Origin of the sequence: Lichenihabitans psoromatis, from assembly GCF_004323635.1 — a bacterium.
GTDB classification, from domain to species: Bacteria; Pseudomonadota; Alphaproteobacteria; order Rhizobiales; family Beijerinckiaceae; genus Lichenihabitans; species Lichenihabitans psoromatis.
Genome location: NZ_CP036515.1, coordinates 1,292,305 through 1,312,166 on the forward strand (window position 1 = coordinate 1,292,305; position 19,862 = coordinate 1,312,166).

General features: G+C 62.0%; 19 protein-coding genes. 8 read left to right on the plus strand and 11 right to left on the minus strand.

The window, feature by feature from the left end; all coding sequences use genetic code 11:
* Positions 1-96: 96 nt before the first annotated feature.
* From EY713_RS06010 to EY713_RS06035, 6 genes are all read left to right on the plus strand, one after another.
* Positions 97-291, plus strand: a complete 195-nt coding sequence (locus tag EY713_RS06010; RefSeq protein ID WP_131114007.1) for a twin transmembrane helix small protein — start codon at positions 97-99, stop codon at positions 289-291.
* A gap of 3 nt (positions 292-294) precedes the next feature.
* The gene (locus EY713_RS06015) at positions 295-873 is read left to right on the plus strand and encodes a cob(I)yrinic acid a,c-diamide adenosyltransferase (RefSeq protein WP_131114008.1); all 579 of its coding nucleotides are present in this window, start codon (positions 295-297) and stop codon (positions 871-873) included.
* Positions 874-967: 94 nt separating this feature from the next.
* The gene (locus EY713_RS06020; RefSeq protein ID WP_131114009.1) at positions 968-1,714 is read left to right on the plus strand and encodes an electron transfer flavoprotein subunit beta/FixA family protein; all 747 of its coding nucleotides are present in this window, start codon (positions 968-970) and stop codon (positions 1,712-1,714) included.
* Complete coding sequence (locus EY713_RS06025) at positions 1,714-2,661, plus strand: electron transfer flavoprotein subunit alpha/FixB family protein (protein ID WP_131114010.1); 948 nt, start codon at positions 1,714-1,716, stop codon at positions 2,659-2,661. The genes EY713_RS06020 and EY713_RS06025 overlap by 1 nt, the downstream gene beginning before the upstream one ends.
* A 46-nt stretch (positions 2,662-2,707) precedes the next feature.
* The gene (locus tag EY713_RS06030; protein WP_131114011.1) at positions 2,708-3,586 is read left to right on the plus strand and encodes a 3-hydroxybutyryl-CoA dehydrogenase; all 879 of its coding nucleotides are present in this window, start codon (positions 2,708-2,710) and stop codon (positions 3,584-3,586) included.
* A 136-nt stretch (positions 3,587-3,722) separates the two neighbouring features.
* Positions 3,723-4,292: an HNH endonuclease gene (locus EY713_RS06035; protein ID WP_170314068.1), complete on the plus strand. Its 570-nt coding sequence runs from the start codon at positions 3,723-3,725 to the stop codon at positions 4,290-4,292.
* Positions 4,293-4,360: 68 nt separating this feature from the next.
* On the opposite strand, the gene odhB is transcribed toward EY713_RS06035, so the two are convergent.
* The 6 genes from odhB to EY713_RS06065 form a co-directional block, all read right to left on the minus strand.
* Positions 4,361-5,611 carry a 2-oxoglutarate dehydrogenase complex dihydrolipoyllysine-residue succinyltransferase gene (gene odhB / locus EY713_RS06040; protein ID WP_131114012.1) on the minus strand — a complete coding sequence of 417 codons (1,251 nt, stop codon included), beginning with the start codon at positions 5,609-5,611 and terminating at the stop codon, positions 4,361-4,363.
* Positions 5,612-5,694: 83 nt separating this feature from the next.
* On the minus strand, positions 5,695-8,646 hold the full coding sequence (locus EY713_RS06045; protein ID WP_131114013.1) for a 2-oxoglutarate dehydrogenase E1 component: 2,952 nt from the start codon (positions 8,644-8,646) through the stop codon (positions 5,695-5,697).
* A gap of 124 nt (positions 8,647-8,770) precedes the next feature.
* Positions 8,771-9,658 carry a succinate--CoA ligase subunit alpha gene (gene sucD, locus EY713_RS06050; protein WP_131114014.1) on the minus strand — a complete coding sequence of 296 codons (888 nt, stop codon included), beginning with the start codon at positions 9,656-9,658 and terminating at the stop codon, positions 8,771-8,773.
* Positions 9,659-9,731: 73 nt separating this feature from the next.
* On the minus strand, positions 9,732-10,931 hold the full coding sequence (gene sucC, locus EY713_RS06055; protein WP_131114015.1) for an ADP-forming succinate--CoA ligase subunit beta: 1,200 nt from the start codon (positions 10,929-10,931) through the stop codon (positions 9,732-9,734).
* 67 nt (positions 10,932-10,998) lie between these two features.
* Entirely contained in the window at positions 10,999-11,964 is a 966-nt protein-coding gene (gene mdh, locus EY713_RS06060; protein ID WP_131114016.1) for a malate dehydrogenase, read from the minus strand.
* A 220-nt stretch (positions 11,965-12,184) separates the two neighbouring features.
* A complete protein-coding gene (locus EY713_RS06065) occupies positions 12,185-12,949 on the minus strand; it encodes an SDR family oxidoreductase (RefSeq protein ID WP_245572912.1) in 765 nt (254 codons plus the stop codon).
* A 225-nt stretch (positions 12,950-13,174) separates the two neighbouring features.
* Between EY713_RS06065 and EY713_RS06070 the strand changes: the two genes are divergently transcribed.
* Positions 13,175-13,441 (plus strand): helix-turn-helix domain-containing protein, encoded by a 267-nt coding sequence (locus tag EY713_RS06070; RefSeq protein WP_131114017.1) that lies wholly within the window; start codon positions 13,175-13,177, stop codon positions 13,439-13,441.
* 86 nt (positions 13,442-13,527) lie between these two features.
* Positions 13,528-13,989: a hypothetical protein gene (locus EY713_RS06075; RefSeq protein WP_131114018.1), complete on the plus strand. Its 462-nt coding sequence runs from the start codon at positions 13,528-13,530 to the stop codon at positions 13,987-13,989.
* 16 nt (positions 13,990-14,005) lie between these two features.
* Here the strand turns inward: EY713_RS06075 and EY713_RS06080 are convergent, their stop codons facing one another.
* From EY713_RS06080 to mnmE, 5 genes are all read right to left on the minus strand, one after another.
* Positions 14,006-14,935, minus strand: a complete 930-nt coding sequence (locus tag EY713_RS06080; RefSeq protein ID WP_245572913.1) for a ParB/RepB/Spo0J family partition protein — start codon at positions 14,933-14,935, stop codon at positions 14,006-14,008.
* Positions 14,932-15,765 carry a ParA family protein gene (locus tag EY713_RS06085; protein WP_131114019.1) on the minus strand — a complete coding sequence of 278 codons (834 nt, stop codon included), beginning with the start codon at positions 15,763-15,765 and terminating at the stop codon, positions 14,932-14,934. The genes EY713_RS06080 and EY713_RS06085 overlap by 4 nt, the downstream gene beginning before the upstream one ends.
* A 54-nt stretch (positions 15,766-15,819) precedes the next feature.
* A complete protein-coding gene (rsmG, locus tag EY713_RS06090; protein ID WP_131114020.1) occupies positions 15,820-16,494 on the minus strand; it encodes a 16S rRNA (guanine(527)-N(7))-methyltransferase RsmG in 675 nt (224 codons plus the stop codon).
* Entirely contained in the window at positions 16,491-18,359 is a 1,869-nt protein-coding gene (gene mnmG, locus EY713_RS06095) for a tRNA uridine-5-carboxymethylaminomethyl(34) synthesis enzyme MnmG (RefSeq protein WP_131119342.1), read from the minus strand. Before mnmG ends, rsmG begins: the two co-directional genes overlap by 4 nt.
* A gap of 122 nt (positions 18,360-18,481) precedes the next feature.
* Entirely contained in the window at positions 18,482-19,801 is a 1,320-nt protein-coding gene (mnmE, locus tag EY713_RS06100) for a tRNA uridine-5-carboxymethylaminomethyl(34) synthesis GTPase MnmE (RefSeq protein ID WP_131114021.1), read from the minus strand.
* Positions 19,802-19,862 lie beyond the last annotated feature (61 nt).

The window sequence follows — 19,862 nt, forward strand, 5'->3', positions numbered from 1 at the left end:
TGCCTGCGGCGATGTCACTGACCGAAGCCGGTTGACCGAGAGCTTACGGTTGGGCAACGCTTCGGGCTTCGACTGTTTCGGCCCCGGGCTCGCCTCATGACTTATCTGCAAGGCAACATCGTCACGGCCGTCGCACTCGGCCTCGTGGTGGTCGTGTTGCTGGCGGGCCTCGTCAATATGATGCGGGGCGGCAGTACGAATACGTCGCAGCGCCTCATGCGGCTCCGGGTCGGGCTTCAATTCGTCGCCGTCGTGGTCATCATGGGCGTGCTTTATCTCCGAGGACATTGATCGATGGTGGTGCTGAACCGCATTTACACCCGCACGGGCGACGATGGGTCGACCGCGCTCGGCAACGGCGAGCGCCGGGCCAAGTTCGATCTGCGCGTCGAGAGCTATGGTACGGTGGACGAAACCAATTCGGCGCTTGGGCTGGCGCGCCTGTCGACCGCCGATCAGCCCCAACTCGACGCAATTCTGGCCCGCATCCAGAACGACCTCTTCGATCTCGGGGCGGATCTCGCGACACCGCCGAAAGAGGTCGAGACGTCGGGCTCCGCCTTACGGATCGTCCAGGCTCAGGTCGATCGGCTGGAGCAGGAGATCGACACGCTGAATGCCGATCTTTCGCCCTTGCGCTCCTTCGTGCTGCCGGGCGGCTCGCCTGCCGCGGCGGCGCTGCATCTCGCCCGCACGGTCTGCCGTAGGGCCGAGCGACTGATGGCGCATCTGGCCCGCATGCCGGATGAGCGGGTCAGCGATGCCGCACTGCGCTACGTGAATCGATTGTCCGATCTTCTGTTTGTCGCAGCGCGCGTCGCCAACCGAAATGGTGAAGGCGACGTGCTTTGGGTACCCGGGCAGAACCGCTGATTCCAGCGGGGTCCCACCGCGTTGACTTGGTGTAATCCCCCCAGTACGTGTTCGAAGACGTGGCTTTCGCGCTCAATTCCCGAGGCATTTATCGATGAAAATCCTGGTGCCCGTGAAGCGGGTGGTCGATTACAACGTCAAGATCCGCGTCAAGCCGGATGGGTCGGGCGTTGACCTCGCCAACGTCAAGATGTCGATGAACCCGTTCGACGAAATCGCGGTCGAAGAGGCGCTTCGCCAGAGGGAAGCCGGCAAGGCCACCGAGGTGATCGTGGTGTCGATCGGCCCGGCTCAGGCGACCGAGACTCTTCGCACCGGCCTGGCGATGGGGGCTGATCGCGGCATTCACGTGAAAGTCGATGGTCCGGTCGAACCCTTGGCGGTTGCCAAGCTTCTGCTCGGTGTCGCGAAAGAAGTCGAGCCTGGCTTGGTCATCATGGGCAAGCAGGCGATCGATGACGACTGCAACCAGACCGGTCAGATGCTCGCGGCCTTGGCCGGATGGGGTCAGGGCACGTTTGCCTCGAAGCTGGTGTTGAGCGACACGAGCGCCGACGTCACGCGCGAGGTCGATGGTGGATCGCAGACAGTTTCGCTCGCGCTTCCGGCCGTGATCACGACGGACCTCCGCCTGAACGAGCCGCGCTACGCGAGCCTTCCCAATATCATGAAGGCCAAGAAGAAGCCGATCGAAGAGAAAAGCCCGGCCGATTATGGGGTCGACGTGACGCCGCGCCTCACGGTGCTCAAGACGGTCGAGCCGGTCGGCCGCAAGGGTGGCGTGAAGGTGGGTTCGGTGGGCGAACTCGTGACGAAACTGACCGAGGCGGGAGTGATCTGATGACCACGCTTCTTTTGGCCGAGCAGAAAGCCGGCGTTCTCAACGACATGACGTCGCGTGCTCTGACGGCCGCCAACGCGCTCGGCGCTCCCGTGCATGTGTTGGTGTTCGGCGAGGGCGCTCCGATGGCGGCTGCGACGGTCGCCAAACTCACGGGTGTCGAAAAGGTCCTGGTCGCTGAGGATGCCGCAGTCGAGCATGGCTTGGCGGAGCCGGTAACGGCCTTGCTCAAGACGCTCGCGAGCCACTATTCCGCGGTTGTCGCGCCGTCGACCGCCAGCACCAAGAATATTCTCCCGCGCCTCGCGGCTGCGCTCGACGTGATGCAACTGTCAGACATTACGGCGGTGATCTCGCCGGATACGTTCGAGCGACCGATCTATGCCGGAAACGCAATCCAGACCGTGCAGACGTCCGAGGCCCACAAGATCATGACGGTGCGGACGGCTGCTTTCGCGGTCACGGGCGAGAGTGGCGTGGCGGCTCCGATCGAAATGGTCGGTGGTGCCGTCGACCCAGCGCTCTCGCATTTCACCGGTGAAGCTTTGGCGACCTCGACGCGGCCAGAATTGACCTCCGCCAAAATCGTGATTTCGGGCGGTCGCGCCATGCAGAACGCCGAAAATTTCAAGACCTATATCGAGCCGATTGCCGACCGTCTCAAGGCCGCTATGGGCGCCTCCCGCGCGGCCGTGGACGCGGGTCTCGCGCCGAACGACTGGCAGGTCGGACAGACCGGCAAGGTCGTGGCTCCGGACCTTTACATCGCGGTTGGCATCTCGGGCGCGATCCAGCATCTTGCCGGCATGAAAGACTCCAAGGTGATCGTGGCGATCAACAAGGACGAGGACGCGCCGATCTTCCAGATTGCCGATTATGGGCTAGTGGCCGACCTGTTCACGGCTTTGCCCGAACTCGAGCAGGAATTGGCAAAGACAGGCCATTAACTTATGTAAACAAGACAAGCGTCGTCGTTCGCGGATGGATCATAAGATGGATGAAATTCGCAAAGTCGGCGTGATCGGAGCGGGTCAGATGGGCAGCGGTATCGCCCATGTGGCGGCCGTCGCCGGCTTCGATGTCGTCCTGACCGATATCTCCGAGGAACGTCTCAAGGCGGGTCTCGCGACCATCAATGGCTATATGGCCCGGCAGGTCCAGCGCGAGCAGTTGGACGAGACCCAACGCACGGCGGCGCTTCGGCGGATCGTGTCGAGTGACCAATATTCCGGCCTCTATGATTGCGACCTCGTGATCGAGGCCGCTACTGAAAATGAAGCGACCAAACGCAAGATCTTCACGACGCTCTGCCCGTCGCTGAAGGCGGGAGCGCTGGTGGCGTCCAACACCTCCTCGATTTCGATCACGCGGCTCGCTTCGGTCACGGATCGGCCCGAAAAATTCATTGGGATTCATTTTATGAACCCCGTTCCGCGCATGCAGCTCGTCGAGCTCATCCGCGGCATTCAGACCGACGCCGCCACTTTCGAGTTAGCGCGCATCTTCATCGAAAAGCTGGGCAAGACCCCGACCGTCTCAGAAGACTTCCCGGCTTTTATCGTCAACCGCATCTTGCTGCCGATGATCAACGAAGCGGTTTATACGCTGCATGAGGGTATCGGATCGGTCGACGCCATCGATACCGCGATGCGGCTCGGTGCCAATCACCCGATGGGGCCCTTACAACTGGCCGACTTCATCGGTCTCGATACCTGTCTTGCGGTCATGCAGGTGCTGCACGAGGGGCTCGCGGATTCAAAGTACCGACCGTGCCCGTTGCTGGTCAAGTACGTCGAAGCCGGGTGGCTCGGGCGCAAGACAAACCGCGGCTTTTACGATTATCGCGGCGAAACGCCGGTCCCGACCCGCTAAAGCGGAGTTTTCGCGCGTCAGCATGCCGCTTTCGCTCGGAAAACACGAAGGCTTTCACAACGCCGTCATCAGGGATATGTTCGATACATCGATAGTGCTTCGGACTGTCCGGGGCTGGTACTGAAAAGGCTTTGCTTTGACGGTGCATGTCCATTCGAACGTCTCGCCCGAGGCCTGCCCGGCCTTAGTGCTCAATGCTGATTTTCGCCCGCTCAGCTACTACCCGCTTTCGCTCTGGTCGTGGCAGGACGCGATCAAGGCGGTGTTCCTGGATCGGGTCAATATCGTGTCGGAATATCCCAACACGGTTCGAAGCCCCAGCTTCGAGATGCGCCTGCCCTCTGTGGTGTCGCTCAAAACCTACATCAAGCCGTCGCGGAACCCGGCCTTCACCCGCTTCAATGTGTTTCTGCGGGACCGGTTCACCTGCCAATATTGCGGCGACCGGGACGATTTGACGTTCGACCACGTCATTCCGCGCTCTCGCGGTGGATCGACCACCTGGGAAAACGTGGTCGCGGCCTGCTCATGTTGCAATCTTCGGAAGAGCGACAAGATGCCGGCCGAAGCCGAGATGTTTCCGGCCACCTATCCGTTCCAGCCGTCCGTTCACGATCTGCATCAGAACGGCCGGTTGTTTCCGCCGAACTATCTGCATCAATCCTGGTTGGATTATCTCTACTGGGATTCGATCCTGGAGCCGTAGCGCCCGCTGCGATCGGCAAGAAAAAGGGGCTCGCTCCACTGGAGCGAGGCACTTTTTTTGATGAGGCCTTAGACCTCGAGCATCAGACGGGTGGGATCTTCCAGGGCTTCCTTGACGCGAACCAGGAAGGTCACGGCCTCGCGCCCGTCGACGATCCGGTGGTCATAGGATAGCGCCAGATACATCATCGGACGAATCTCCACCTTGCCGCTGATCGCCACCGGACGTTCTTGGATCTTGTGCATCCCGAGAATGCCGGACTGCGGCGCGTTCAGGATCGGCGTCGACATTAGCGAGCCGTAGATACCGCCATTGGTGATCGTGAACGTGCCACCTTGCATGTCGGCGATGCTGAGCTGTCCGTCACGCGCGCGCTTGCCATAGCCGGCGATCGTGGTCTCGATGGCCGCGAGGCTGAGCTGGTCCGCGTCGCGCACGACCGGCACGACGAGGCCCTTCTCGGTCCCGACCGCGATACCGATATGGTAATAGTTCTTGTAGACGAGATCGGTGCCGTCGATCTCGCCATTGACGGCTGGGATCTCCTTCAAGGCGCCTACACAAGCCTTCACGAACAGTCCCATGAAGCCAAGCTTGGCGCCGTGCTTCTTTTCGAACACGTCCTTGTAACGGGCGCGGAGCGCCATCACACCGCTCATATCGACCTCGTTGAAGGTCGTCAGCATGGCGGCGGTGTTCTGGGCGTCCTTCAAGCGGCGCGCGATCGTCTGGCGCAGCTTGGTCATGCGAACCCGCTCTTCGCGCTGAGCATCGCTCGCCGGCGAGGGAGCGCGAGGCGCTGGAACAGGCGCTTCCGCACGGGCCGGGGCGACAGCCTGCGCGACGGGTCGAATGGCCGCCAGCACGTCGCCCTTGAGGACCTGACCACGCTTGCCCGAGCCATCGATCCCGTTGAGGTCGATGCCATTCTCCGTACCAAGCTTGGCGGCGGACGGTGCCGGTGGCATCGTGGTCTTGGCAGCGCCGGGCTGGCTTGCGGCAGGAGCCGCTGGCGCGGCCTGCGGCTGTGCAGCGGCAGCCTTGGGGGCTTCCGCGGCGGGCTTGGCGGCGTCACCAGCCGCACCTGCCTGGATCTGACCCAGCAAGGCGCCTGGGCCGACCGTCTCGCCATCCTTCACGGTTATTTCCGACAAAACACCGGCGGCCGGAGCGTTAACTTCGAGCGTGACCTTATCGGTCTCGAGTTCCAGAAGCGGCTCGTCGGCCTTGACGGTCTCGCCGGGCTTCTTGAACCAGCGGCCAATCGTTGCCTCGGTGACGGATTCACCAAGAGTTGGAACACGAATCTCGGTTGCCATTACGATCGATCTCACTCTGCGCGGCTTCGAAAAACAACACGCTCCCGGCTTGTGGCCGGGAGCGTGAAACATGGATCTGAGGACTAGGCCGCGAAGGCGTCGTCCATAAAGGCTTTGAGCTGGGCCAGATGTTTCGACATGAGACCCGTTGCAGTGGCGGCCGACGACGGTCGGCCGATATAAGTGGCGCGTTTGGCGGGTCCATTGACCTGGGTCAACACCCATTCGAGATAGGGATCGATATGCGACCAGGCGCCCATGTTCTTGGGCTCCTCCTGACACCACGCAACCTGCGCGTTTTTGAAACGCGAGAGTTCGTTCACCAGAGTCTTCAACGGAACCGGATAAAGCTGTTCGACGCGCAGCAGATAGACATCGTTGATGCCACGCTTCTCACGCTCCTCATAGAGATCGTAATAGACTTTGCCGGAGCAGAGCACGACCCGACGGATCTTGTCGTCCGACACCAGCGTCGAGACATCGCCCTTCGCCGCATCATCGCGCAGCACGCGATGGAAGGAGGAGCCAGTCGCCAGATCCTCGATCGTCGACACGGCCCGCTTGTGGCGGAGCAGCGACTTCGGTGTCATCAGGATCAGCGGCTTGCGAATGTCCCGCTTCAACTGACGGCGTAGAATATGGAAATAGTTCGCCGGGGTCGTCACATTGGCGACCTGCATATTGTCTTCGGCGCACATCTGCAGGAAGCGCTCGAGCCGGGCTGAGGAATGTTCCGGCCCCTGCCCTTCATAGCCGTGTGGCAGCAGGCAGACGAGGCCCGACAGCCGGAGCCATTTGCGCTCGCCCGACGAAATAAACTGATCGAACACCACCTGGGCGCCATTGGCGAAATCGCCGAATTGGGCTTCCCACAGCGTCAGCGCGTTCGGTTCACTGAGCGAATAGCCATATTCGAACCCGAGCACCGCTTCCTCGGACAGCATCGAGTTGATGACTTCGTAGCGGGCTTGGCCGTCACGGAGGTTGTTGAGCGGAATGAACCGCGCTTCGGTCTCCTGATCGATCAAAACCGAATGACGCTGCGAGAAGGTGCCACGCTCCGAATCCTGACCCGACAGGCGAACCGGACGGCCTTCGTCGAGAAGGGTCGCGAACGCCAAGGATTCAGCTGTCGACCAATCGATCCCCTGCCCGGTCTCGATCATCTTGCTTCGGCTCTCGAGAATCCGGCTGATCGTCCGGTGGACGTTGAAGCCCTCCGGAAGCGTCGTCAGTGTTTTACCGATCTGACGAAGGGTCTCGACAGGGACCCCGGTCTGCCCGCGGCGGTCGTCCTCGACATCGGTCGCAACGCGAAGTCCCGACCAACGGCCATCCATCCAATCGGCTTTGTTGGGTCGATAGGTCTGGCCGGCCTGATATTCTTCCTCGAGCTTGTTGCGCCACGTCTTGCGCGCCTCTTCGACGTCGGCCTCGGCCAGCACGCCTTCATCGACCAGCTTCTTGGCGTAGATTTCGAGCGATGTCGGATGCGAGCGGATGACCTTATACATGACCGGCTGGGTAAAGCCGGGCTCGTCGCCCTCGTTGTGGCCGAAGCGGCGATAGCAGAACATGTCGATCACGACCGGCTTGTGGAACTTCTGCCGGAATTCGATCGCGATCTTGGCCGCATGTGTCACGGCTTCGGGATCATCGCCGTTGACGTGAAAAATCGGCGCCTCGATCATCTTGGCGGTGTCGGACGGATAGGGCGACGAGCGCGAGTAGCGCGGATAGGTCGTGAACCCGATCTGGTTGTTGACGATAAAATGGATCGAGCCACCGGTGCGGTGTCCCTTGAGGCCAGACAGACCAAAGCATTCGGCGATGACGCCCTGCCCCGCAAAGGCCGCGTCGCCGTGGATCAGCAACGGAAGCACCTTAATCCGGTCGACTGTATCGTCGAGCTGATCCTGCTTCGCCCGGACCTTGCCGAGCACGACGGGATCGACGATCTCGAGGTGAGACGGGTTGGCGGTCAGCGACAGATGCACTTTGTTCGAGTCGAACTCCCGGTCGGACGACGCGCCGAGATGGTATTTGACGTCCCCGGACCCCTCGACATCGATTGGCGAGGAGGAGCCGCCCTTGAACTCATGGAAGATGGCGCGGTGCGGCTTGGCCATCACCTGGCTGAGCACGTTGAGGCGGCCGCGATGGGCCATGCCGAGCACGATCTCCTGCACGCCAAGCGCGCCGCCGCGCTTGATGATCTGCTCCAGCGCCGGGATCATGGCTTCTGCGCCGTCGAGACCGAAGCGCTTGGTGCCGGTATATCGAACGTCGATAAACTTCTCGAACCCTTCGGCTTCAACGAGTTTATTGAAGATGGCGCGCTTACCCTCGCGGGTGAATGTGATTTCTTTGTCCGGCCCTTCGACGCGGGCCTGCATCCAGGCCTTCTCGTCCGGATCGGACATGTGCATGAATTCATAGCCGATGGTCGAGCAATAAGTGCGACGCAGGATCGGCACCATGTCGCGCAGGGTCGCAAATTCCAGCCCGAGCACGTTGTCGATGAAGATCGGGCGATCGTAATCGGCTTCGGTGAACCCGTAGGTCGACGGATGCAGCTCCTCGTGATCGCGCTGAGGCTCGAGCCCAAGCGGATCAAGATTGGCATGAAGATGCCCGCGCATGCGATAGGCACGGATCATCATGATGGCGCGGACGCTGTCGCGCGTGGCGCGCTGAACATCAGCCTCGGAGATCGCAGGCCCGGCTTCGGGCTGCTTTGCCTTGATCTTCTCGGCGATCTTCTTCTCGCTGACACCCCAATTACCATCGAGCGCTGAGACGATCTCGCCATTGGCCAGAACCGGCCAGCTGGCTTTTTTCCAAGACGCGCCTTCGGCCGACTGTTCTACCGTGGATCGATCGTCGCCCATCGATGCGAAAAAAGCACGCCATGTCGCATCGACGCTGTCGGGCGCAGCTTCGTAGCGGGCCTGTAAGGCCTCGATGTAAGCGGCATTTGCGCCATCCAGGAAACTCGGATCGGAAATCGGTGAACTATCGTCCTGACGTGCCATAAGGCCCTCGTCCTGCCGCCGGGCCAGAGGACAGGCTCGCGGTGTGATTGGAAATGAAGCCGCAACAAGCAGCGAATCGGCGCAATCAATTGCACCGACTTACACACACTAGATGGGCTTGCGCTTACCTATCCTTCAAGACGGTTAGCAAGGTTTTTCCAAGGCGAGCCGGTGAGGGCGATACTGTGATACCGGCCGCTTCCATGGCCGCGATCTTGTCGTCCGCGCCCCCTTTGCCGCCCGAGATGATCGCGCCTGCGTGACCCATGCGGCGCCCGGGAGGAGCGGTGCGGCCGGCGATGAAGCCAACCATCGGCTTCCGGCGACCGCGCTTGGCTTCGTCGAGAATGAACTGTGCCGCGTCTTCCTCGGCCGAGCCACCGATCTCGCCGATCATGACGATCGACTCGGTCTTGGGATCGGCCAGGAAACGCTCCAGAATATCGATGAATTCAGTGCCCTTCACGGGATCGCCGCCGATGCCGACAGCCGTGGTTTGGCCGAGGCCCTCCTGCGTGGTCTGGAACACCGCCTCATAGGTGAGCGTCCCCGAGCGTGACACGATGCCGACCGATCCGGGCTTGAAGATGTTGCCCGGCATGATCCCGATCTTGCATTCGCCCGCCGTCATCACGCCGGGGCAGTTCGGGCCGATCAGCATGGATTTCGAACCCGCGAGCGAGCGCTTCACCTTGATCATGTCGGCGACCGGAATTCCCTCCGTGATGCAGACGATGAGGCCGATTTCGGCGTCAATCGCCTCGCAGATCGCGTCGGCCGCGCCTGGCGGCGGCACGTAGATCACGGATGCATCGGCGCCGGTGGCCTGTTTGGCCTCGGCCACCGTGTCGAACACCGGCAAGCCCAAATGGGTCAAGCCACCCTTCCCGGGTGACGTGCCGCCCATCATGCGGGTGCCGTAAGCCAGGGCCTGTTCCGAATGGAAGGTGCCGTTTTTGCCGGTAAAGCCCTGGCAAATCACCTTGGTGCTTTTGTCGATCAGGATGGACATGGGTCGGATATCTCGCTCGGACGTCTTGGAACAGGCTCGGATCGAACCGTCGATAGATCGGGTGCTTAGAAGGTCAGGCGGCCTTTTGGACGGCGCCGACGATTTTCTGGGCGGCATCGTCGAGGTCGTCGGCCGGGATCACGTTAAGGCCCGACTCGCGCAGGATCTTCTTGCCGAGGTCGACATTGGTGCCTTCGAGCCGGACCACCAACGGCACCGCAAGCCCCACCTCCTTGACGGCGGCGATCACGCCTTCGGCGATCACGTCGCATCGCATGATGCCGCCGAAGATGTTGACCAGAATGCCTTTGACGTTCGGGTCGGCCGTGATGATCTTGAAGGCCGCCGTCACTTTCTCCTTCGAGGCGCCGCCGCCGACATCGAGGAAGTTGGCCGGCGCTTCGCCATAAAGCTTGATGATGTCCATGGTGGCCATCGCCAACCCTGCCCCGTTGACCATGCAGCCGATGGTGCCATCGAGCGTGATGTAATTGAGGTCGGATTTCGACGCCTCGATTTCCTTCGCGTCTTCCTCGGTTTCGTCGCGGAGCGCGAAGGCCTCAGGCTGGCGATACATGGCATTGCCGTCGAACGACATCTTGGCGTCGAGGCAGCGCAGTTCGCCGCTGGTGGTGACGATCAGCGGATTGATCTCCAGCATCTCCATGTCCTTCGCGACGAAGGCCGTATAGAGCTGCGACAAGAGCCGCGCCGCACTCTTCGCAAGGTCGCCCTTGAGGCCGAGCGACTGGGCCAACAGCCGGCCATGATGGGGCATGATGCCGGTCGCGGGATCGACCGAGAAGCTGTGAATACGCTCGGGAGTCGAATGGGCGACCTCTTCGATGTCCATGCCGCCTTCCGTCGAGGCCACAACCGACACCCGCGACGTGGTGCGATCGACCAGCATCGAGAGATAGAATTCCTTCTCGATGTCGGATCCATCTTCGATATAGAGCCGGTTGACCTGCTTGCCGGCCGGACCCGTCTGGATCGTCACCAGAGTCGCGCCGAGCATCTGTTCGGCGAAGGTTTTGACCTCGTCGATCGAGCGGGCGAGGCGAACCCCACCCTTGTCGCCGGCCGACGCTTCCTTGAACTTGCCCTTGCCGCGACCGCCGGCATGGATCTGCGATTTGACCACCCAGAGCGGGCCGCCGAGCTCACGGGCCGCGGCCTCCGCCTCGCCGGCATGCATGATCGGCACACCCTTCGAGACCGGAACGCCGAACTCCTTGAGCACGGCCTTGGCTTGATATTCGTGAATGTTCATCGCAGAAATCCTCGCCGTCGGAATGGCGTTGCGGCCGCAGGGGCAGCCTGATGCTGTGCGGCTGGGCTTAGTCGGCCAAGCTGGTGTCGATGGTCTTGCAGGCGTCGACGAGACCCTGCACGGAGGCGACCGATTTCGCGAACATCTCGCGCTCGGGCTTGGTCATCTCGATCTCGAGGATACGCTCGACGCCGGCCGCGCCGATCACGACCGGAACCCCGACATACATGCCCTTCACGTCGAACTCGCCGTCGAGATAAGCCGCGCAGGGCAGCACGCGCTTCTTGTCTTTGAGGTAGCTCTCGGCCATCGCGATCGCCGAAGAGGCGGGCGCATAGAAAGCGGAGCCGGTCTTCAACAGGTTGACGATCTCGCCGCCTCCCTTCCGGGTCCGCTCGAGGATTGCGTCGATCCGCTCTTTGGTGGTCCAACCCATGGTGACGAGATCGGGCAGGGGAATACCGGCGACCGTCGAATAACGCACCAGTGGAACCATGTCGTCGCCATGGCCGCCGAGCACGAAGGCGGTCACGTCTTCGACCGAAATCTTGAATTCATCCGCCAGGAAATAGCGGAACCGCGCCGAATCAAGCACGCCGGCCATCCCCACCACCATATGCGGAGGCAGGCCACAGGCTTTCTGCAGCGCCCAAACCATCGCGTCGAGCGGGTTGGTGATGCAGATCACGAAAGCGTCCGGCGCATGCGCCTTGATGCCTTCGCCGACCGACTTCATCACTTTCAAATTGATGGCGAGAAGATCGTCGCGGCTCATGCCCGGCTTGCGCGGCACGCCCGCCGTGACGATGACGACATCGGCGCCCTTCATGTCCGCATAATCATTGATGCCGCGCATGCCGGCATCGAAGCCCTCGATCGGAGCTGATTCGGCGAGATCCAGCGCTTTGCCCTGCGGCACACCTTCGACGATGTCGAACAGCAGAATGTCGCCGAGTTCCTTGAGACCTGCGAGATGCGCAAGCGTCCCGCCGATCTGTCCGGCTCCGATCAATGCAATCTTCTTACGCGCCATTCGACACCACCTTCCAGGCTAGATCGGTTGACCGTGACCGGGTGGCAGATGAGGGGCCAGGCCGATCATCTGCGCGACGCTGAGACGGGCCGATACGGCCACCAACGATGCGGCTGTTTCACTCCAAACGGCGGTGAGTTGCAAGTAAAGGATGGCTAATCGGAGCCGAAAAGCGGACCGCCGCTCGCCGGTATACCGGGCCCGCGGGGCAGCGTTGCGATTAGCCCCGGCCGACGAACGGCATGGCGGTCGCCATCACTGTCATGAATTGGACGTTGGTATCGAGCGGCAGGGTCGCCATGAAGGCGACGGCCCTCCCGACATCGTCTGGCGACATGGTCGGCTCCACCGCGATCGACCCATTGGCCTGCAGGACGCCGTCTTTCTGCTTCTGCGCCATTTCGGTATCGGCATTGCCGATGTCGATCTGACCGCATGCAATGTCGTATTTTCGGCCATCCAGCGAGGCCGTTCGGGTCAGTCCGGTCACCGCATGTTTTGTGGCCGTGTAAGGCGCGGAATTCGGGCGCGGCACATAGGCCGAAATCGACCCATTGTTGATGATGCGGCCGCCCCGAGGCGATTGCGCCTTCATGATTTTGAACGCCTGCTGGATGCAGAGGAAGACGCCGGTCAGATTGATGTCGACCACGGTCTTCCATTGATCGAAACTCAGGTCTTCGAGCGGGATCCCCGGTGCGCCGACCCCCGCATTGTTGAACAGCACATCGAGACGCCCGTACCGGTCGCGAATGGCGCCGAAGACACGCTCCACATCGGCGGGTTGGCTGACATCTCCCGGCAGGACCAGCGTGGACGTCCCGTCCGGGTCGAGCGTGGCAGCGGCAGCCGTCAGCGCCTCTTCACGCCGTCCGGTCAAGGCAACCTGAAAGCCAGCCCCGAGCAAGGCGGCGACAGCGGCTTTGCCCACCCCCGTACCAGCTCCGGTGACGAGGGCAACCTTCAGCGGCATTTGCATCGACATGGTGTGGTGACTCGCGTGGAAAGGGGCCTGATCCTCTGCTTGCCTCGAGGTTTGTCAAGCCAACGCGACGAGACAGGCCTTCCACGAGAAAAAGTCGCTCGGCGCGGCTTAATTCGGCTGTTCCGGACGCAAATTCATGACACTCAGGGTCTCTCTGCTCTAAATAGAGCGGAGCGGCAGCGTGACCCCGAGGTTCCGTCTCGGTCGTTTGTCGGAGGAGCCCTAATGGAGCCGGTACAGATCAGGATGGCACGGGCCGGGCTGAACATCAGCGTTGATGACCTCGCGTCGCGAGCCGGCGTGTCGCATGTCGATGTGTTGAACCTCGAGACCGGCGAAACCGCCGAGACGAGCGCGTTTGAGAAGATCAAAACCGTATTTGATACGGCGGGGATCGAATGGATCGGGCAGGATGGCGTTCGGTGCCGGAGCATCGCCGACGCATCAGCCACCATCCCGCTGGAGAAGCTCAACTCCTACAACGACGAGTGACCCCGCCTGCGCCGGACCGGCCTTTCGCCCCGTCTCTGGCGCGACGCATGACGATGGATCCTATGACCCTGGAACGAGAGCCCGCCATGTCCTTGACGTTCGCCGAGACCACCGTCGGAATGCCGTGCCCGCCCCTGCAGTCAGGCCCTCGGACTGGCTTGCTGGCCAGTGTCGTGCTGGTTGCTTTAGCGATCGTCCCCGCGTCGGCCTGGGCGGCGGACGCGTCCTATCCGTTCGTCGGGACTTGGATCCGAGCGGATCGTGTCTGCTCCGCGACCGCGATCGATGTCAGAATCTACACCGCGAAGGAGGTGACGTCCTCTCGCAGCCATTGCACCATTCGGCGCGTTGCATCGTCGGCGAATACATTCGAGCTGCTGGAAGAATGCCGTCGCGGCGAGCGGCATGGCAGTGTGACGGAAACCATCCGGATGACATCGCCGGACAGCATGATGCTGCGCCGGCAATATTCGCGCCTGAAAATCCCGCGAAGCGTCCGCTATGCCCGGTGCAACGCTGCATCCATACCGGCACATCCCGCCCATTGAGGGCGGGGTTCTTCCGTTAGTCTTCGAGACCAAGACGCCGCGATAAGGTCGCCAGTTCCTCGGGCGATCCATAGCGGATGCGGATTTCGCCGGCGGCACCCTTCGGGCTATGCGAGACCGGGAGGCCGAGAGCGGAGCTAAAGGCGCGAGCGAGACGCTGGCTTTCGGCCGTCTTGGTCAAAGTCCGTCGTGGCGCGCTCATTTCGGGAGCATCTGCAGTAGCGGGTGCTTGTGCTTCCTGCTGAGCCAATTGCTCGATGTCCCGAACCGTCAATCCTTCAGCCACGATGCGGCGCGCCATGGACTCCGGATCATTGAAAGCCAACAAAGTCCGGGCATGGCCTGCAGACAACACGCCATCGACCACCATGTCGGTGACGGCGACAGGCAGTTTCAGCAACCGCATCGTATTGGCGACGTGGCTCCTGCTCTTGCCGATGATCTTGGCAAGATCGGTCTGCGAATAGCCGAATTCCTCGCCGAGTCTCTCGTAGCCCCGCCCCTCTTCAATGGCATTCAGGTCGGCGCGTTGGACGTTTTCGATGATCGCGAACGCGAGCGCTTCCCGATCATCCGCCTCGACCACGACAACCGGGACCTCGTCGAGTTCAGCCGCTTGAGCGGCCCGCCACCGTCGTTCGCCCGCGATGATCTCGTAGGAGCCGGCGACGTTGCGAATGGCCCGGACGACGATCGGCTGGATGATACCATTGGCCTTGATCGATTCCGTGAGATCCGCCAAGTCGGTCTGGCTGAACTGCCGACGCGGATTACGCGGATTGGGACGGAGGAACTCAACCGCCACCGTCAATTGCTCACGCCCGGTTGCGGTCTGCTCGGCATTGGACGACGCGGTCGTGTCGGCCAGCAGCGCAGCCAATCCACGGCCTAATCTGGGGCGAGGGTGCTCGTCGCCGCCCATGCGGTCCTTGGTCCGTTGCGTCATGCGGCCTGCTGTTCTTTCTCACGCTGGATGATTTCGGAGGCCAGTTTGAGATAGGCTTGGCTCCCGGTGCATTTGAGGTCGTAGAGCAGCACGGGCTTCCCGTGCGAGGGCGCTTCCGACACCCGCACATTGCGCGGAATGACCGTGTCATAGACCTTGTTGCCCATGAACTCGCGCACGTCGGCGACGACCTGATTGGCCAGATTGTTGCGAGGATCGAACATGGTGAGCAAGACGCCATGGATCGTCAAAGCGCTGTTCAGCGTCCGGCGAACTTGTTCGACCGTCGAGAGTAGCTGTGAGAGGCCTTCGAGGGCGAAGAACTCGCATTGCATCGGAACGAGAACGCTATCGGCAGCCGCAAGCGCGTTGATGGTTAACAGGCTCAACGAGGGCGGACAATCCACCAGCACGTAGTTGAAAATCGGACCATTCGGGCCTCCGGCCCCTGTGAGCGCGCGGATGGCGGTGCGGAGCTTGAACGGGCGGTCACGATGATCGGCGATCTCGACGTCGATCCCGAGGAGATCCATGGTGGCGGGCGCAACGAACAGATTCGGAACCGCCGTCTGACGCGCCGCATCGGCTAAGGTCGCCTCGCCGGACAGCACATGATAGGTGGATGTCGTTCGCATCTTGCGATCGATCCCGAGGCCGGTCGAGGCATTGCCCTGCGGATCGAGGTCGACCAGAAGCACCTTTTCGCCGATGGCCGCGAGCGCCGTTCCGAGGTTGATCGCGGTCGTGGTTTTACCGACGCCCCCTTTCTGGTTCGCCAGAACAAGGACTCGAGCCGCCCTTTGGTGCGAAATCAGCGTGTCGATCGCCATTGCGACCGCTCCTTTCCAATGTTCGACGCAAGCGCTTCGCCGCCGAGCGGCGAATCAGTCCCGTGTTCGAACCCGAACGATACGCGCATGTGGATGCGTTTTGCTCGGGATTGTTTCGTAGGCGAAGTCGCCAGCCTGCCCTGCAGCCCCGTCCGTCTCACCTGGGACGGCTTCATCGCCTTTGAGGAACAGCCCCACAGCGCCACCCTTGAGCAGAGTGTCGCTCATGGCGACGAGGTCGGGCAAGGGCGCAAGGGCTCTCGATGTCACGACATCAACAGATCTATCGAGTGTGGGCAGGACATTTTCGATCCGGCCCATGTGGACGCGGGCCGCTGATCCTGTCGCGCGCACTGCTTCGCGCAGGAATGCGCATTTCCGCTCGTTACTTTCGACCAGATCGACCCGCGCGCCATCGAGGTCGCGAATCATAATTCCGATGACGATGCCCGGGAATCCCGCGCCTGAGCCAAGATCCACCCAGCGGCGAGCCATGGGTTCCAGCGCGACAAGTTGCGCCGAATCAGCGATGTGTCGGGTCCACATCGTATCGAGCGTCGAGGGACCGATTAAATTCTTTATCGTCTGCCAGCGATGGAGCAGACCGACGAAGATCGCAAAGCGTTCCTCTGTTTCACGTGAAACAGGCACCATCGCGAGCGAATGCGCCCGGTCTGCTGAGTCGTCGATCGCCGCCCTTGCGCTTTTCTTCGATGCGGGAGGCTTCATGCGGCCTCTTTCGTGCGACGGGCGATCTGTCGGCTATGGGCCAGCAGGATCGTCAAGGCTGTGGGCGTGATGCCTTCCAGCCGTTCCGCCTGCCCCAAGGTCATCGGACGTGCCGCGATCAGCTTATCGCGTAACTCTCGCGAGAGACCCGGCAGAGCCGCATAATCGAGATCGGCAGGAAGTCGAAAATTCTCCTCGCGTCGTGTGTCCGCCACGGTCTCGGCTTGTCGATCGAGGTAGACGGCATATTTCGCATCCGACTCGACCTGTGCGGCCACTGAGGGGGCGATGTCGGCCAGGGCCGGCCAGAGGCGAACCACCTGCTCCCAATCCGTGGTGGGATAGGACAAGAGCGAGAAAGCGCTCCGGCGAACCCCGTCTAGGCTGACGGCCATGCCGGCGCGGTTTGCCTCTTGCGGGGTCGCGTGCAACGCCTGAACGCGCACCCGCGCATGATCGAGGGACTGCAGCTTGGCCGCGAAGGCGGTCTGGCGGTTCGATCCGACGCAGCCAAGCGCGACACCTTTCGGCGTTAATCGCTGATCGGCATTATCGGCGCGAAGCGACAACCGGTACTCCGCCCGCGAGGTAAACATGCGATAGGGCTCCGTCACCCCGCGTGTGACGAGATCATCGATCATCACGCCGATGTAGGATTCCGCACGGTCGAACAGGATCGGGTCGAGCGAGCCGACCTTTGCGGCGGCGTTCAAGCCGGCCGCGAGCCCCTGAGCGGCGGCCTCCTCGTAGCCTGTCGTCCCATTGATCTGACCCGCGAGATACAGCCCGTTAATCCGCTTCGTTTCGAGCGTGGGCAGGAGTTCCCGGGGGTCGATGAAATCATATTCGATTGCATAACCGGGTTGAAGCACGGCGACGCGTTCCAGGCCGGGGATCGTCGCCAGAAATGCCGTTTGGACGTCGGCCGGGAGCGAGGTCGAAATTCCATTCGGGTAGACGGTCGCATCGTCGAGCCCCTCTGGCTCGAGGAAAATCTGGTGGCTCTCGCGATCGGCGAAGCGCACCACTTTGTCTTCGATCGAAGGGCAGTAGCGCGGACCACGCCCCGTAATAGCACCTGAAAAGAGCGGCGCGCGGTGCATGTTGGCTGCGATCACCGCGTGAGTTGCGGCGGTCGTTCGCGTTATAAAACAATCGACTTGCGCTTGCTCGATGTGGGTTGTCAGGCTCGAGAATGGCTCGGGCGTCTCATCGCCGGGCTGCCGTTCGAGCGACGCGAAGTCGATGGTGCGTCCGTCGAGCCGGGGCGGGGTTCCGGTCTTCAAACGGCCAAGAGCAAAGCCGTGACGGTCGAGTGTCGCTGACAGGCCGAGCGAGGGAGCCTCGCCGACGCGGCCGGCCGGTATCTGCTGTTCACCGATGTGGATCAGGCCACGAAGGAAGGTGCCGGTCGTCAAGATGGCGGCGCGGCAGCTCAAGGCTCGCCCATCCGCCAGGGTAACGCCGCAAACCTGACCGTCGACGATATCGAGATCATGCGCTTCGCCTTCGACGATCTCCAACATCGGCTGATCGAGCAGGGCGGCCTGCATGGCGGCACGATAGAGCTTTCGATCGGCCTGCGCGCGAGGCCCGCGAACCGCTGGACCTTTGCGGCGGTTGAGAAGCCGGAACTGAATACCGGCGCGATCGGCGACGCGGCCCATGACGCCATCCATCGCATCGATTTCGCGAACCAAATGTCCCTTTCCGAGACCACCGATCGCGGGGTTGCAGGACATGGCGCCGATCGTCGCGAGTTTATGGGTCACGAGAGCGGTTCGTGCGCCCATCCGGGCCGAAGCCGCAGCGGCTTCACAGCCGGCGTGTCCGCCGCCGATAACGATGACATCGAAAGTCGTAATGGTCGTGGTCCGGTTTTTGGGAGTGGCGCGCAGACGCGGCGATGTTGCAGGATCCCCTATCACGTCGGGACCGCATTCGGTAGGTCCACGCTCGCAACTCTGTTTCACGTGAAACAGCAATCCTATTTGCCGACGCAAAATCTCGCGAAAATTTCGCCCAGAACAGCCTCTGGCTCGATCCGCCCCATGAGGCTATCGAGATGCTGGGCAACCTGCCGAAGCTGTTCCGCACGGATTTCCATACCGCTCTCAGGGTTGTGCAGCAGACGCGTCAGTGCCGCTTGCGCGCGGTCAAGCGCTTGACGATGCCGGAGACGCGTCACCAATCCCGCCCCGAGGCTCGATCCGTCCGCAGCAATCACGCTCCTGATCGCAGTCGTCAGAGCGTCGATGCCCTCTCCGGTCGGGGCCGCAACAGAATGGTCGAAGCCGGAGACAGGCTGTTCGGCGAGGTCGAGTTTCGTCGCGACGGTCCAGAGGGTTCTGGTCACGAGCGTGCCATCCGGTTTGACGGGATCGCGGCTGTCGCTCAACCAGAGCACCAGATCGGCACTTGCGGCCCGCGCCCGTGCCCGTGCCATCCCCTCCTGCTCGATCGGATCATCGCTGTCCCGAAGTCCTGCCGTATCGATGCAGACCACAAGATAGCCGTCGAGATCGAGTTCGACCTCAACTGGATCACGCGTCGTGCCGGCGTGAGGTGAAACGATCGCGGCATCGCGGCGTGCAAGCGCATTCAGGAGCGTGGATTTGCCGGCATTGGGCGGTCCAGCCAGCGTCACCACAAAACCATCGCGGATGCGAGCCGCGGTGGACGACTGCGCCAACTGGGCGGCGATCGACTGGGACACCCCCTCGGCAATCCGGGTCACCTCGGCCGCAAAGTCACCCGCGACATCGGCTTCGTCAGAAAAATCGATCGCGCTTTCAGCGGCCGCCATCGCTTGCAGAAGCCGAGCCTTTTCACGCGTTGCCCAAACCCCGAGCGCGCCATCGAGCTGACGGAGCGCCTGACGGCGTTGAGCCTCGGTTTGTGCGTCGATCAGATCTGCGAGGCCTTCGACCTCGGCCAAATCCATTTTGCGGTTCAAGAAAGCGCGACGGGTAAATTCACCCGGCTCGGCTGGACGGCAATCCGGGAGATCAGCCAGGGCGCTCAGCACGGCGTCGACGACCGCCCGGCCACCATGAACCTGGAATTCGGCACAATCCTCGCCCGTGAAGCTGTTTGGGCCTGGAAACCACAGGATGAGAGCGCGATCGAGCGGCTCACCCGAGCGAGGGTCGCGGAGCGTCGCCACGGTCGCCCGACGAGGCGCGGGCACCTTTCCGGTGAGCCGCGAGAGGCTGGACGAAGCTTGCGGCCCCGACACACGGATGACCGCGACGGCGGTTCGCCCACCACCGGATGCGAGCGCGAAGATCGTGTCGGTTCGCATCATGACGCTCCGTTCTGATCGTATCCGGGATCGAGGCCGTGGCACGCGCAACCCGACAACAAAA